General features: G+C 56.5%; 12 protein-coding genes. 6 read left to right on the forward strand and 6 right to left on the reverse strand.

Features of this window, described 5'->3' with window-relative positions; all coding sequences use genetic code 11:
- The first annotated feature begins 272 nt into the window (after positions 1–272).
- The gene (locus tag JFT86_RS19620) at positions 273–2660 is read left to right on the forward strand and encodes a TonB-dependent receptor (RefSeq protein WP_201237994.1); all 2388 of its coding nucleotides are present in this window, start codon (positions 273–275) and stop codon (positions 2658–2660) included.
- Positions 2650–4020 carry an APC family permease gene (locus JFT86_RS19625; RefSeq protein ID WP_201237995.1) on the forward strand — a complete coding sequence of 457 codons (1371 nt, stop codon included), beginning with the start codon at positions 2650–2652 and terminating at the stop codon, positions 4018–4020. Before JFT86_RS19620 ends, JFT86_RS19625 begins: the two co-directional genes overlap by 11 nt.
- Here the strand turns inward: JFT86_RS19625 and JFT86_RS19630 are convergent.
- The 5 genes from JFT86_RS19630 to JFT86_RS19650 form a co-directional block, all read right to left on the reverse strand.
- Entirely contained in the window at positions 4017–4478 is a 462-nt protein-coding gene (locus tag JFT86_RS19630) for a DUF3574 domain-containing protein (protein WP_201237996.1), read from the reverse strand. The genes JFT86_RS19625 and JFT86_RS19630 overlap by 4 nt on opposite strands.
- A gap of 194 nt (positions 4479–4672) precedes the next feature.
- Complete coding sequence (locus JFT86_RS19635) at positions 4673–5551, reverse strand: LysR family transcriptional regulator (RefSeq protein WP_201232703.1); 879 nt, start codon at positions 5549–5551, stop codon at positions 4673–4675.
- Positions 5552–5640: 89 nt separating this feature from the next.
- A complete protein-coding gene (locus JFT86_RS19640) occupies positions 5641–6822 on the reverse strand; it encodes an MFS transporter (protein ID WP_201232702.1) in 1182 nt (393 codons plus the stop codon).
- A gap of 205 nt (positions 6823–7027) precedes the next feature.
- A complete protein-coding gene (locus JFT86_RS19645) occupies positions 7028–9415 on the reverse strand; it encodes a DUF3772 domain-containing protein (RefSeq protein WP_201237997.1) in 2388 nt (795 codons plus the stop codon).
- Positions 9416–9487: 72 nt separating this feature from the next.
- A complete protein-coding gene (locus JFT86_RS19650; protein ID WP_201232700.1) occupies positions 9488–9946 on the reverse strand; it encodes a metallophosphoesterase family protein in 459 nt (152 codons plus the stop codon).
- A 432-nt stretch (positions 9947–10378) separates the two neighbouring features.
- Between JFT86_RS19650 and JFT86_RS19655 the strand changes: the two genes are divergently transcribed.
- Both JFT86_RS19655 and JFT86_RS19660 read left to right on the forward strand, forming a co-directional pair.
- Complete coding sequence (locus JFT86_RS19655) at positions 10379–12028, forward strand: AAA family ATPase (protein WP_201237998.1); 1650 nt, start codon at positions 10379–10381, stop codon at positions 12026–12028.
- A 1-nt stretch (position 12029) separates the two neighbouring features.
- The gene (locus tag JFT86_RS19660) at positions 12030–12893 is read left to right on the forward strand and encodes an HNH endonuclease (RefSeq protein WP_201232697.1); all 864 of its coding nucleotides are present in this window, start codon (positions 12030–12032) and stop codon (positions 12891–12893) included.
- 188 nt (positions 12894–13081) lie between these two features.
- Here JFT86_RS19660 and JFT86_RS19665 read toward each other — a convergent pair whose 3' ends face one another.
- Positions 13082–13999: a LysR family transcriptional regulator gene (locus tag JFT86_RS19665; protein WP_201232696.1), complete on the reverse strand. Its 918-nt coding sequence runs from the start codon at positions 13997–13999 to the stop codon at positions 13082–13084.
- 142 nt (positions 14000–14141) lie between these two features.
- Between JFT86_RS19665 and JFT86_RS19670 the strand changes: the two genes are divergently transcribed.
- Positions 14142–14900 (forward strand): 5-oxoprolinase subunit PxpA, encoded by a 759-nt coding sequence (locus JFT86_RS19670; RefSeq protein ID WP_201237999.1) that lies wholly within the window; start codon positions 14142–14144, stop codon positions 14898–14900.
- Between the two features lie 93 nt (positions 14901–14993).
- Complete coding sequence (locus JFT86_RS19675) at positions 14994–15239, forward strand: acetyl-CoA carboxylase (protein ID WP_201232695.1); 246 nt, start codon at positions 14994–14996, stop codon at positions 15237–15239.
- The last annotated feature ends 1 nt before the right edge of the window (position 15240 follow it).

Consider the following 15240-nt stretch of genomic DNA (forward strand, 5'->3'; position numbering starts at 1 on the left):
AACACTTATGTTGAACTAAGAACAGCGCTTTATAGCGATCTAACCTAAGTGTTATTGGTTCTTTTGCGAAAGCCTTCCGCTCGTCTAGCATCGGGCTTCAAGGGGTAACCATCCAATCTGGGGATACTACGCGCTACCACGTATTTAACGTTTCAACAGCCTTCGCTGCCTTCCTGATTTCTAAAACTACAGCAGACATTGCCGTGCATTGATTGCCGACTTTCTTTTGTCGGTGACGGCCGGGTATTAACTGCGATTCAAGGAGCTGTTACATGCATTACCGTTCCCGTTCATTAGTGGCCGCTGCTGTTGTGAGTGCGATCTGGCAACTTCCTGCACAGGCCGAAGAGACATCTGCCAGCGCCGAAAACGAGTCCCGACTCGGCACTGTTCTGGTCACTGGCACCCGCGGCACGTCGCGCACCGTGCTCGACTCGCCGGTTCCTGTGGATGTGCTGACCGCCGAAGACCTGAAAACCGCTGGCGCCGCTGACGGTGAACTGGGCGCAGCGTTGCAGACGTTGCTGCCGTCGTTCAGTCTGCCGCGCCAGTCCAATTCCGGCGGTGCCGACCATATCCGCGCCGCACAACTGCGCGGCATGAGCCCGGATCAAGTGCTGGTGCTGGTCAACGGCAAGCGCCGGCATACGTCGGCAGTGGTCAACGACTCGTCGAAGATCGGTCGCGGCACCGCCCCGGTGGATTTCAACTCAATCCCCATCAGCGCGATCAAACGCATCGAAGTGCTGCGTGACGGCGCGGGTGCGCAGTACGGTTCCGACGCCATCGCCGGGGTGATCAACATCATCCTCGACGACGCTCCCGAGGGCGGCGAAGTGTCCACCAGCTACGGCGCCTATCACACCCATCAGGACGCCATCGACAAGACCACCACCGACGGCCAGAACAGCGTGACCACCGCCAAGATCGGCACGCGTCTCGGCGAAGAGGGCGGTTTCATTCGTGGCGGCACCGAGTACAAGGATCGCAATCCGACCAACCGCGCAGGCTTCGACGGTTTCGCCGACACACCGGGTCAGCGCAACTACGTGATGGGTGACGGCCTCGCCCGCGACGTCAATCTATGGTTCAACAGCGAACTGCCGCTGGCGGACGGCAAGGCTTACAGCTTCGGCACCTACAACCAGCGCCACACCACGGGCGCAGAGTTCTATCGCTACCCGTACGAACAACCGCAGTTCTATCCCAACGGTTACTTGCCGCAGTCATTGGGCGACAACAAGGACGTCTCCGCCACCGCCGGTTTCAAAGGCATGATTGGCGACGACTGGGACTTCGACAGCAGCGTCACCCACGGTCGCAACCGCTTCGAATCGTCAACCCGGCGCACCCTCAATGTCAGCCTCGGCGAAGACTCGCCCACCGAGTTCGACACCGGTGATTACGAGCTGCGCCAGACCACCGGCAACCTCGATTTCAGCCGCGAACTGCGCCTCGGCGAGCGCTCGTTTGTGCTGGCGCTCGGCGGTGAATACCGCTACGAAAACTACCTGACCTACGCCGGTGATCAAGCCTCTTACATCGGTTCCGGGGCCGACGGCGCCAACGGCCTGCGCCCGAGCGAAGAGTCGGATCTGGATCGCAACGTCTTCGGCAGCTACGCCGAATTGTCTGGCGATCTTACCGATAACTTCTTCGTCGACGCCGCCACTCGCTGGGAACATTACGACGACGCCGGCAGCAAACTCACCGGCAAACTCAGCGGCCGCTACAAACTCACCGAGCAATGGGCATTGCGCGGCGCGGTGTCGAACAACTTCCGCGCGCCGTCGCTGGCGCAAAGCGGTTTCCAGAACACCACCAGTAACTTCGGCGATGGCGGCACGCTCACCGACATTCGCGTGCTCTCGGTCAACGACCCGATCGCCCGCGCACTCGGCGCCGAAAAGCTCGATCCGGAAACCTCGAAGAACTTCAGCCTCGGGCTGACCTTCCAGTTGAACGATCGCTTCGACGCATCGCTGGACGTGTTCCGTATCGACGTCAAAGACCGCATCACCCTGTCGCAGCGCATCGGCAGCGATGCCCTGGAAGCCTTCATCAACGACAATTACGGCGTGGCCGGCGTGCACGACGTCAACTTCTTCACCAACGCCGCCGACACCAGCACCCACGGCGCCGAACTGGTGCTCAACTACCACCAGCCGTTCTATGAAGGGCAACTGGGCCTGACCACCGCGTACACCTACAACCACACCAAAGTCACCAGCACCAAAGGCACGCCGTCACAGCTGACCGCGCTGGGGATCGGCAATGACGCGCTGGTCGGCGTCGAGGAAACCAACACCCTGACCGACGCCGCGCCGAAGGACCGCTTCATCTTTTCCGCGAACTGGGCGAGTGAACATTGGGGCCTGCTGGGGCGCTTGACCCGTCAGGGCGAGACCACGCGGGTGTTCGATTTCGGCGACTCGCAACCGGAACAGACCTATGGCGCGGTCTGGCAACTGGATGCCGAGGTGACCTACAAATTCACGCCGAAATTTAACCTCGCCGTGGGCGGCAATAACCTCACCGACAACTACCCGGAGCGCTCCGGTTCGGCGATCAATTACGGCGGCAACCTGCCGTATGACGTGCTTTCGCCGATCGGTACCAACGGCGCCTACTACTACGCCCGCGCCACTTATGGCTTCTGAGTCGGGGCAGGGACCGGGTCGGCATCTGCCGGTGTTTCAGGCGCTGTTGATCACGCTGGGCATGGTGATCACCACCGACATCCTGAAAACCGCGCCGACCGTGGCGCTCAACGTCGGGCCGGAGCATTTCTACCTGGTGTGGGTGCTCGGCGGCGTTGCTTCGATGATCGGCGCGCTGTGTTTTGCCGAGATGGCCACGGCGTTTCCGCACCCGGGAGGCGACTATCACTTTCTGCGCATGGCTTATGGCGAACGCATGGGGTTTCTGTTCGCCTGGTCGCGTTTTTCGGTGATGCACACGGGGTGGATCGCCTTGTCGGCGTTCATGTTTGCCGATTACGTCAATGCCGTGGTGCCGCTCGGGCAGTACGGCTCGGGGCTGTTTGCCGGGGCGGTAATTGCTGCGTTGGTGTTGCTCAATCTCACTGGCAAACACATCGGCTTTATTACCCAGACATTGCTTGTGGGGCTATTGGCGTTGGGCTTCTTGAGCATTGCCAGTGCGGGTGTTTTTCTCGCCTCGCAAGGTATCGAGCCACCCGCGCCGAGCGTGTCGGCAGTGGCGGAAAACACCGGCATGGCCGGGTTTTCGGCGGCGATGATTTTTGTCTTCCTGGCGTTCGGTGGCTGGAGCGATGCCGCGACATTGTCGGCAGAAGTGCGGGACGGTCGGCGCGGGATTTTCATCGCCATGCTGGGTGCGTTGACCGTGTTGATGGTGATTTATCTGGCACTCAACTGGGCGTTTGTCCGGGGCCTGGGGTTCGCCGGACTGGCGGCCAGCAATGCGCCGGCGGTCGAACTGTTGAATCGCGCATTCGGCGCGCCCGGGGTGATGCTGATTCTGCTGATGGTCGGCATCGCTGCCATCGCGACCATCAACTCGACCCTGCTGGTCGGTGCCCGCACCACTTACGCCGCGGCTCGCGATGTGCCGCAGTTGCGCAGCTTCGGTGACTGGGATGACCGTCACGGTGTACCGCGTAAAGCGCTGCTCGCGGAAGGTGCGGTGGCGTTGCTGTTGGTGCTGTTTGGCAGCTTCACCCTGAGCGGGTTCAACACCATGGTCGAGTACCTGACGCCGGTGTACTGGCTGTTTTTAAGCCTGAGCAGTGTGGCGCTGATCATTCTGCGTCGGCGGTTTCCCGAGGTGCCACGGCCGGTGAAGGTGCCGTTGTATCCGTTGTTGCCATTGCTGTTTTTCGGCTTGTGTCTGTACATGCTTTATTCAAGCGTGACGGTAGTCGGGTGGGGCGCGTTTCTGGGGATTGCGGTGTTGCTGGTGGGGGCGGTGCTTTTGACCGGGTTGAGCCGCGTGGCGTCGACGCCTCGGCAGGCTCTCGAGCAGACTGCGGACTAGAACGACACCTGCGCCGGCTGCGACAAGCGCAACACCGAAAGATCCCCGGTAATACGTTTATACGCCAGGCGAATCGCCTCGATACTCCCCTCATTCTTCGCACTGTCCTCATGCAGAATCACGATGACCTTGGTGCTCAGCCGCTCAGGCTCTTTCGCCCCATGATCTTTCCACTGGCCATACGCATCGAGAACAGTAAAGCCATCGGGAAACCGCGACGTGACTTCCTTGTCGAGAAACTCACGCCAGCGCGCCGGGCTGACCGCGCCTTCCTTGCCATCCAGCGAGCCCACCGAAAAGTACAACTCGGTACGCGTCCATTGCGCCTGCGCCGGGCGCGTTGCGTCTCCCTGCAAGGTCGAGCTGGCGGGATCTTTGGTATGCACGGAAACAGGAGGAGGGCTGGCACAACCGGCGACCGCCACAAACAGTGCCGCCAGTAATAGACGTTGAGGCATGGAACTTCCTTATTGTTGACAGTAGTTGGCAAGTATAAGGGCGCAGATTAATAGCGATAAAAGACTAAAAAGTAGACTGGAACTCTATTTGTGGAATATGCGACTCGATGAAGTGGTGGTGATTAGTTCTACTTCGAATTTCTGCTTTACCAAACGAGACGGGCGCACCTGAAGTTTCATGCGCCGGCCAGAAATCAGCGGAATGCGTTGAGCAGGAAGTCGCGCACGTACAACAGGCTGGGGCTCTTGATCACGCTTTTGCGCCACACCAGATACAGCGCGTTGACCGGCGCTTCGCTCGGCAACGTTGGCGAAATCAGTCGACCGTCAGCGATGGCGTCGGCGCACTGATAATCCGGCAGGACGCTCCAGCCGTGGCCGCCGAGCACCAGGTCCTTGATGATCCGCAGATCAGGAATAGTCAGCGCTGCCTGCAACTGTGGCGCGACCTGAAACATCGTCGTCCACAAGGGCCGTACCAGCGCCAGATCTTCGTCAAAGGCAATCAGCGGCACCTGCCTGAGTTGTTCTTCGCCGGGCTGTTGTCCGAGGCGTTCGAGCAGACTCGGCGCGTACACCAGCAACATGCGCTCGGTGAGCAGATGCGCGTAGCCGTGAGAGTGCTCGTCGGGCATGGACGCGGTGATCGCGAAATCGATCTGTGTGGCTTCTAGCATCTCGTAAATGCGCGTTTTGGTGCCGGTGTGAAAGCGCAAGGTGAAACCTTCGTCCAGCAACGGCGCGAGGCGGGCGGCGACTTGTGCGTGGAAAAAGTCCGGAGGACCGACCAGATGCACCGTGCCACCCTTGATCAGGCCCGGGCGTAGCGAGGCGATCTTGCTTTCCAGCCCATCGAGAAACGGCGCCACGGAACGCGCCAGTTCATCCGCCGCTTCAGTCGGTTCAACACCACGTGGCAAGCGCCGGAACAGCGGTTTGCCGACCAGCGCTTCGACCGCCTGAATATGCATCGATGCCGCCGGTTGAGTGATGCCCAAGTGTTCCGCAGCCTTGGAAAACGACTTGGCGCGGTAGGCTTCGAGGAACGTTCGCAGGTGGGTGAGGTGGCTCATGGTGCTCCGGCGCCCAAAGGGTGAAGGTTGCTTTTACCACTGTGCCTGCCGGAACGGAACGCCATGGCGGCGTTCCGTGCGCTGAGGGCTTACAGAGTCTCAGCCGCCCGATAGCGTGGAGTTGCTGACATCTGACTCAATACCAGCAACAAGCCCAACGCCGAAACCGCTGCGCCGGTGAGCCCGACGAAGCTCAGGCCAACCTCACTGATCGTGACGGCGCCCAGCACTGATCCCAGCGCGATCCCGGAATTGAATCCGGCAATATTCAAACCTGCCGCGACCCCATGTGCGTGCGGTGCATGACGTTCGGCAACCCCGATCAAACGTGCTTGCAGTGCCGGCACTGCGGCAAAACTGAACATACCCAGCAGGGCGACCAGCACGCCCATCATCAACGCTGAACCGGAGAATGCCCACATGCCCGCCGTCACCACCACAATGCCGGCGATCAACGCAGCACTGGCGCGGTCGACACCCCAGGCATCCGTCAGTTTGCCGCCGAGCACATTGCCGATAGCCGCCATCACGCCATACAACAACATGAACACGCCGACCGTGGCGGCGGTAGTGCCGGTCACCTCGGTGAGCACCGGTGCGATGTAGGTGTAGGCGACGAAGGAGCCGGCATAACCCAATACCGTCACCAGTGCACCGGCCAGCAGCTTGCCGTTGAGCAACGCCTTGAGACTGTGCAACGCCGAGCCGCTGTCGGCGGCCGTCGGCAGCGGATCACGCATACCGAAGAGCAAACCGAAGAAGCCAATCGCACCGAACACCGCAATCGCCGCCAACACCAGACGCCACGACATCACGCCGCCGAGATACGTGCTGATCGGCACGCCAATAGCCATGGCCAAAGTAAAGCCACCAAACACCACCGCCACCGCACTACCGGCGCGCCCGGGACCGGCCAACCGCGCCGCCGTACTCGAAGCCACTGCCAGAAACAGACCATGCCCCATGCCAGCGATAAACCGCGCGACCAGCATCAGCGTCAACGTCGTCGAAAACGCCGCCGCCAGGCTACCGACGCTAAACACCAGCGCCGTGGCGAGCATCACGTTCTTGCGTGACCAACGAGCGGTCAATGCACTGAACAGCGGCGCTGACAGCGTGGCGCCCAAGGCATACGCGGTGATGGTCGCTCCCGTGGCTTCGACGTCGACGCCGAGGCTGCGGGCCATGACGTCGGTCAAACCAATCGGCACGAACTCGGCCAGTCCTAAGGCGAAGGCGCTTAGGGTGAAGATGTAAATGACAAAGGGCATGTGAGCCTCTCTCGGGAAGGGGAAGATGGCGAGAGGCTAGAGAGCAATGATCTATAAATGAAATTGGTTATTCGGTGTATGGGTATAAATCCATTTATGGCAAATCCCTGTAGGAGCTGCGGCACGCTGCGATCTTTTGATCCATTCTTTTAAAATCAAAAGATCGCAGCGTGCCGCAGCTCCAAAGGGGTGACGGTGAGACAAGTCAGGCGCTTGCCGGAGGCTTGGCCAACTCAATCCCCGCCGCCCCCAGACGCTTGAGAATCTCGAACAACAGATCACTCTTGGTCACCCCGACGATCCTCGGACTGCCCACATACCCGGTGATCGTCAGTGTGATCCCATCCGGCGACAATTTGCTGAAGCGCACGAACGCCGCCGGTTTGTCGAGGATGCTTTCGTTCTCCCGGTAGGTGTTCAGCAACAGTTCCTTGACTTGCTCGGGATCGATGTCCAGCGGAAACATCAGCTCCAGCGACGCCACCCCCTGAGCGCTGCCGCCCAGCGTTACGTTGCGCAAGTTCTGCGAAATCAACTGCGAATTCGGCACGATCACTATTGATCGGTCGCTCAACTGAATCTCCGTGGCACGCACATTGATCCGGCGAATATCGCCCTCAACCCCACTGATGCTGATCAGATCCCCCACCTTGACAGGGCGCTCGGTCAGCAGGATCAGACCCGAAACGAAGTTCTTCACGATCTCCTGCAAACCGAAGCCGATCCCCACTGACAGCGCACTGACGATCCACGCCAGATTGGTCCACTGCACCCCCAGCGACGACAGCGTCAGCAGGATCACCAGCGCATAACCGATATTGGAGAACAGTGTGCTCAACGATGCGCACATGCCCGGGTCCATATCGGTCTTGGGCAGGAATTCGTTATCAAGCCAATGGCGCAACGCACGGATCAGATAGATGCCGATCAACAGCGCCAAAGCGGCGTTGAGCAAATGCCCGGGCACGATGTTCAGCTTGCGCAATCCAGCACCGCCGAGGATTGCCATGATGTTGTGGACCAACTGTCCGAGCGTGGTGCCGATGCCGCCGACAAACAGCGCGATGATCGCCAGCAGCAACAGCCCGGCGCGGCTCACTCCTGACAGCAGAATCGAAATCTGATCCAGCCGTCGATCACTGATTCCCAGCAACTGCTTGAGCGCCTTGCCGCTTGAATGCTTGGGCGAAAACACGTACTCGCAAGCGTCCTTGATGACCTGAATCAGCAAGTAAAAACCCGACAACACGATGTACGCCCACACCACTTCATAGGTGATGAAGCGTGCCAACGAGACATATCCGGTGAGCAGGGCAACTCCAGAGACAAACATCGCCAGACTGACGGCGGTGTAGATCACCCCGGCAAACGTGTTGCCCGTTGCCTGCGGATCATTGGCCGCGATCAGCCCTCTGCGCACTTTGCTGACGCGCAGTAGCATCGTCACGACGATGACCATCACCACGATCGCAATCACGCCCCGTCCGGCGATCACGATCTGGCTGCTCATGCCAGTGGCGTTGCTGACCTGCACCAACGTCACCAGCACTAATAACGTGCAGGAAAGAATGCGCGGATAGGGCTTCAACGCCTGCGCCACCGGATCGGCAATCGCCGGCAACCGCCACGACGGATGCTGAGTCGACAGCAGCGCGCGGCTCAGTCCGGTGATCAGCACGCAGGCATAGACAACCTTGGCAAACTCCTCGGAAAACGTCTCCAGCACCGGCGGCAAAGGCGCGTGACGGGTGCAGGCGTAAAACAGAATCTGCAGGGCAATCCCCGTGGTGACGATGGTCGCCAGCGCCGAGGCGAACGCCAACGAACTGCGCCGCACACGCCCCTCCGGCATGCGATGAATACACAGCCACGTCAGCCCACGCTCGGCCAGCCGGCGCCCGAATGTCCAGATCAGCAGCGCCAGCAACACCAGCACACTGGTATAAAACCGCTGCCCCGGCGCCCAGACCGTGGCCCACGTATCGCCCACCTGACCGACAAAAAAACGCAAACGCTGCCGATCGTCATCGCGAGGATTGACCAACGGCGACCAGAAATCCGGACTCAACACCGTGCCCGTGCCCAGCGTCAGTTCACTCTCCAGCAACGTGCGCCGAATCCCGGCAATCTGCGTGATCAGATCCGCCGCACTCTGCTTCAACGCCGCCAGATTTTTCAGCGTCGCATCGACCTTGTTCTTCTGCTCGGCCAGCGACGCCCGCTGCGCGATGATATCCGCCTGCTCCGACGCCACCCCCGTATCCGGCGCCGCCCCCAACACCCCCAACTGCACCGCCAGCTGCGCCTGCTGCGGCAACAACGACGCCGACAACCGATCGACATCCAGAATGAACGCCTGCACCCGATCCTGCGGCCCTTCGAGCTGGTTGTAATTGTTCGCCGAGGAAATCTGCTGCTTGAGCCCATCGAGGCGCAGTTGCAGCGCCTGCAAGTCACTTTGACTGATTACCGGCAGCGGCGCGGCAGCGGTCTCGGAAGACGCCGGCAGATCCGCCGCCCACAGCGATGAAGAACCGCCCGAAACGAGCAGGATGAGTGCGATAAAAAACAGCGAGTTCAATGTGTTGCGCATGGAAAAGACGGACCCGAATTGATCACACAGTCTATGAGGTTAGGTGATCAAGGCGCGGGTCGAGGAAAAGTTTCAGGGCAGGAGGTGGATTAGCTCGGGTTGCAAGGCGTCTGGAGTGACGTCGAGCAAGGCCAGCGTGACCGGCAGTTTGAAACGACGGCGCCCGGCACTGCCAGGGTTGAGATACAAACGGTCACCACGCCATTCGATCAAGGGCTTGTGCGAGTGGCCGGTGATGATGAGCTTGATGGCGGGGTCGAGGTCGCTGGGGACGTCGGCGATGTCGTGGGTCAGCAGGGTTTGCCAGCCGTTGAGGTCGAAGGTTAGATGGTCGGGGAGGGTGGCGGCCCAGGGGAGGTCGAGGTCGTTGTTGCCGCGTACGGCGTGGAGCGGCGCAATTGCGGCTAGTTGGTCGAGGATTTCAGCGCTGCCGATATCGCCGGCGTGGATGATGAGGTCGACGCCCTGAAGGCAGGCGAGGGCTTCGGGGCGGAGGAGGCCGTGGGTGTCGGAGATGATGGCGGTTTTCATGGGGAGTCATGATTCATCTGGTCTCGGCAAAGCTACGATCATTTCGGCAGGCTGACCATCTCATGCATTAACAAATAGAAGCTATGTATACGGCCAACGGCATTGGACATCGTGTCAACCAAAATTTAATTTTACTGTTTTCTGGCTAAATGCCATTATTTCGTCTTGCTGAGTAAATCTAACTCCGATCGCTGCCTTTAAATGGAGGAGAAAATCGCACAAAGGGTAGCTCGATTTTTGAAAAGTCTAAGCGCTCAAATGAGAATTTTTTAGAGGGCTGTTATGTACTCTGGCTTTGTTTTTTGTAAAGTGAAATTTATTTTTGTGGCGTTATTTTTTTAGTTTGCTCTTGGGTTTTAATGGAAGTGTCAAAGTGGTTCGGGATTGGTTGTATCTAAAGATATGGATGATTGAGTGAGGGAGGGAGGTAGGATGAAGCAGGGACTTAATGAGCAAAACCAAAACATCCAAGTTGTGTTTTCTACAGAGCTGTTTCAGCCTGAGTTGTTGGCGGAGGACATTATTTATATATCTCCGAGTTCGGACAGGTGGAATGATTTTGGATTTAGAACTAAAATTGATATACATGTCCATTTAAAAGAGCATGGTGATTTGGTTGTAGGGGGGTATATTGGTTTTCTCACTAATTCCTCAAAAGATTTAAATGGTGTAGATAGGCTAAATGATTTGTTGGGCGGTGCAAATATTTATGTCCTTCCGGCTACGGTAGGGCATGGTTTTTTTACAATGTTGCCAGATATGGATTCTTATCGGAAATTGTCGAGAGAGTTTGGCGTCGATAGCGCAGTTCGTATATTGAAATCAATGAACGATTTAGTTGCTTTGGGGGAGTTCAAGACGCCAGGTAATTGGCTTGGACTTGCACTTGAGTCTGATGTTTTTCTTAAGTCTTTTGTGAGGAATACAGAATCTTTTTATGCATTCAATAATGCGGGGTCAATTCTTCGAGGGTTGGCTTTTGAGAAGTTTCGTAATATGTCAAGTAGTTTGGCGATTGTTTTTCAGTTGCCAGGGAAAATAAATTCACATGAAATGCTATTTAGATTTGGTCATGATGAGGAACTTCCTAAGCGCATTGCAGTAATAATCGGTGAAAATGGTGTCGGTAAAAGTCAAACACTCGGCAGAATAGTGAATGCTGCAATAACTGGGGATAAGGCGTTAACCGATGCCGACTCCCATCAAAGGCCAATATTCAACAGGATACTGGCATTCGCCCCTACGAACGAAGCCGGGTCAGTGTTTCCAAGTGATCGACGTAAGCGCTCAAAGGTTTGGTACAAAAGATTCGCTCTTAACAGAGGGGGGGCATCCCAAAAAACAAGAGGGCGTGTTTCAGATTTAATTGTTCAAGTTTCCCGATCCGTGGAGTATCTCGGCGAGTTATCGAGATGGGATTTGTTTGTGGAGTCTCTAGAGGCCATTAGCCGGTGGCAAGAAATATGCGTTCAATCTAAGGCTGGCGGTGAAGGGTTTATAAGGCTCGAAGATCTGAAAGTTCTTGGTGAAGAACGTGCTCTGAATCTCTACGCATCAATAAATTTTAGTAAAGATCCAGTTAGAGTTGTTGGTGGTAAGGGATATCCATTAAGTAGTGGCGAGATCTCTTTTTTGAGGTTTGCTGCTCAAGCTAGCTTATATGTTGAGAATGGATCGCTTTTATTGCTTGATGAGCCAGAGACACATTTGCATCCAAACTTTATAAGCAAATTTGTAGATCTCCTTGACCGATTGCTCGAGTTGACTGGATCAGCCGCTATCATAGCGACGCACTCTGTTTATTTTGTTAGGGAGGTGTTTCCGGAGCAGGTTACCGTATTGCGAGTCAATAGTAACGGTTTTGTCGAGACACCGGTAACTGCGCTGCAGACATTTGGTGCAGACGTTGGGGCGATATCATATTTTGTTTTTAATGAAGATGAACCTTCGAATCTTGCCTTAAGAGTTGAAAGGCGATTGCTTGAGATTTACGATAGTTGGGAGGATTTATATGGTGATTATAAAAATAAGCTTTCTCTTGAGGTTTTGAGTTCGTTGCGTCGCGCTTTGGAGGTTGATTAAGTTGAATAAAATAATGCGACCTGCATATGATGATGATTCGGCTATTGAGGCGCTTTCAAATAATGTTCGTGCGAAAAGTTATCCTTTGCTTAAATCTTCGTTAAGTTATATTCGCGCCAACTACAAGCAATATGTCGCCGCTGAAGGTAATGCCTTTGTTGTTTTTCCAGTGAGGATTTCTGCTGCTGCAGGGGCTTTTCTAAAAGGGCATTATTCCACTCCGCCTAAAGACTTGCAGTACATAAAGCAGATGAGGGCTAAGAGTAGATATCTCGGGTGCCCGATGTGTGGGTCCATGCTAAGCGGAACTTTGGATCATATATTGCCTAAAAATACTTATCCTGAGTTTTCAGTTTTTTCTCAAAACCTTGTTCAGGCGTGCGCGTGTAATTCTCTTCGAAGCGAAACGTTAGTTGGCCGTGGAGGTGAGAGAATTCTTCATCCATATTTTGATGAGTGTTTGTCTGAGCGCTTAATTGAAGCGCATTTCGAGGAGTTGGGTCCTGTCCCGAGAATAACAATAAGGCTTGCGGTTGATTCTGCGCATCGCAACTACTCGGCAATTTCTTTTCATGTCCGAGAAGTTGTCTTGAAAACAGGTATTATTGGATATTTGGGCACTCTTTGGGGCAAGTTGATACTTAAGCCAAGCTTGGTTATAAGATCTCTCGAGGAAAATCCAGTGTCCTTGGTAGAATTAGAAAAAATGCTTATTAAGGAGCGGGATACGATCGATGAGGCTCGGGATGGACGAAATACGTGGGATTCTGTATTTATAAGCGGTTTATTGAGTCCGCCAGTATTTTTGTGGATTTATCAATCAATGCACAAGGCGGGAAGGTTGCCAAATGGACCACTAGCATAAGTTTACGTTCGATTTAAATGAGAGCTTCCTTGCGTACGGGACGTCTGTTTAGTGTTGAATAGCGTTCTGCAACAAACAAGGTTTGTAGAGAAATTGGTGGCGAAATACTTCTTTCACCAACTTTTTAAGGATGATGGCTTTTTCGTACTCATCGTAAATTTAAAAAAAGAAGGCAGGGTTTTCGCTTTTCAGCGTCGCGCAGACAACTGCTGCGGCGCTAAAAAAGCATCGTGGAAATAGTTACGAAACGCCTGCATCGCCGGGCTGAATTCGCGCTCGCGATGCCACGCCAGTCCGACGCTCATGGGCGTCACTTTGTCGGTGACTGTCAGGGTTTCGATGCGTTTGCCTTCCAGTGACCAGGGGCGGTGTACCAGGTCCGAGAGGATTGCCACGCCGCTGCCATTGGCGACCATGCTGCGCACCGCTTCGACTGAGCTAGTGCGCACGCGCACGTTTGGCTGCTGTCGCGCGTGTTCCCAGTAGCGCATTGCACTTTGTTCGGCTTCGTCCACGGTCAGCAGAATGTAGGGTTCGTTGGCTACGTCGGCGAGGCTGACTGCCGAGCGCTCGCACAGGGGATGGCGGCTGGGCAGCCATAACCGGCGCTCGGAGTTGAAGAGGATTTCCGAGACGATGTCCGGGTGGGTGAGGTTCGCGGTGAGCACCACGGCCATGTCGAATCGACCTTCCAGCAGCCCTTGCTCGATAGCTGCACGTTCTTGTTCGTGGACTTCGATGGTCACGTCCGGATGCCAGTGTTCAAGCCGTTGCAGGTGGTGCGGCAGGAAGTAACCGATCACCGTGTAGCTCGCCGCCAGGCGCAAAACACCGCTGGCACGGATGTCCGGTAACGGGCTGTTCAACGCGTCGTCGACGCTGCGCAAAATCACGTAGGCCCGATTCAAAAAGTGCCGCCCGGCGTCGGTGAGGCTCATGCCTTGGGCCGAGCGCTGGAACAACAGCGTGCCGAGGATGCCTTCCAGCTCCTTGATCGCCGTGGTCACCGCCGACTGGGAAATATTCAAATGAATCGCGGCTTGAGAGATTTGCCCGATCTCGGCGGTGGCGACGAAATAACGGACTTGGCGCAAGGTCAGCGACATGAACACTCCGGATAACGAGGTTTGGATTTTTTAGGGCTATCTGTTTTTCAGAAGAAGGCCTATCTGATAATAGATCTTCCCAAGGGGTAAACAGAAATCTAAGTTTGCTTGCATGAAGTCACAAGCGTCGGGAGCAAGTGTCATGCAGGCAGTAGATTTCAACTCGGACATGGGCGAAGGTTTTGGCCCCTGGACCATCGGCGATGGTGTCGACGATGAGCTGATGGGCTTTATCAGTTCGGCCAACATCGCCACCGGTTTTCATGCTGGCGACCCGAGCACCATGCGTCGCACCGTTGAACAGGCCAAGCGCCTGGGCGTGGCCATCGGCGCGCATCCGGGGTTTCGCGATCTGGTAGGTTTTGGCCGTCGGCACATCAATGCGCCGGCCCAGGAACTGGTCGACGACATGCTCTATCAGTTGGGCGCCTTGCGTGAACTCGCCCGGGTTCAAGACGTGGCGCTACAACACATCAAACCCCACGGCGCGCTCTACATGCACCTGGCCCGAGACGAAGAGGCCGCTCGTTTGCTGGTGGAGAACCTGCAGCGTCTGGAACCTGAGTTGTTGCTGTATTGCATGCCCGGTTCGGTGATCTGGCGGGTTGCCACGGAACTCGGTCAACCGGTGATCCGCGAGTTCTACGCCGACCGTGAATACGATCTCAGCGGCTCCATCGTCTTCACCCGCAACGTGCGGGCTTACGACCCTGCCCACGTCGCCGAGCGAGTGCTGCGTGCTTGCCAGCAAGGCGTGGTGCGCACCGTCGAGGGCGAAGACCTCGCGATTGAATTCGATTCCATCTGTTTGCACAGCGACACGCCGGGCGCGCTGGCGTTGGTCGAAGCCACGCGCCGGGCGCTCGACAGCGCCGGGATCGACGTGCGCGCCCCCCGCTGAGACCCAACGAGAACACCCGGCACACAGACGCCGGGGTTCGCACACGGATTCATTTTTGCCTGCCTTTCTACAACTATTCCAAGAGGAACAGACATGGCCGAACACACTGTAATTACCCCGTTGCCGGGGACCTTCTACCGTAAAGCCACACCGGAATCGGCGAATTTCGTCGAGGTCGGCGCGCAGGTCAGCGCCGACACGGTGATTGGCCTGATCGAGGTCATGAAGCAGTTCTCCGAACTGACCGCCGGGACGGCCGGTCGCCTCAGTGCCTTTTTGGTAGAAGACGGTGATCCGGTGGAGCCGGGTCAAGTCGTCGCAACACTCGACCACGAGTAAG

Origin of the sequence: Pseudomonas sp. TH06 (assembly GCF_016651305.1) — a bacterium.
Lineage (GTDB): Bacteria > Pseudomonadota > Gammaproteobacteria > Pseudomonadales > Pseudomonadaceae > Aquipseudomonas.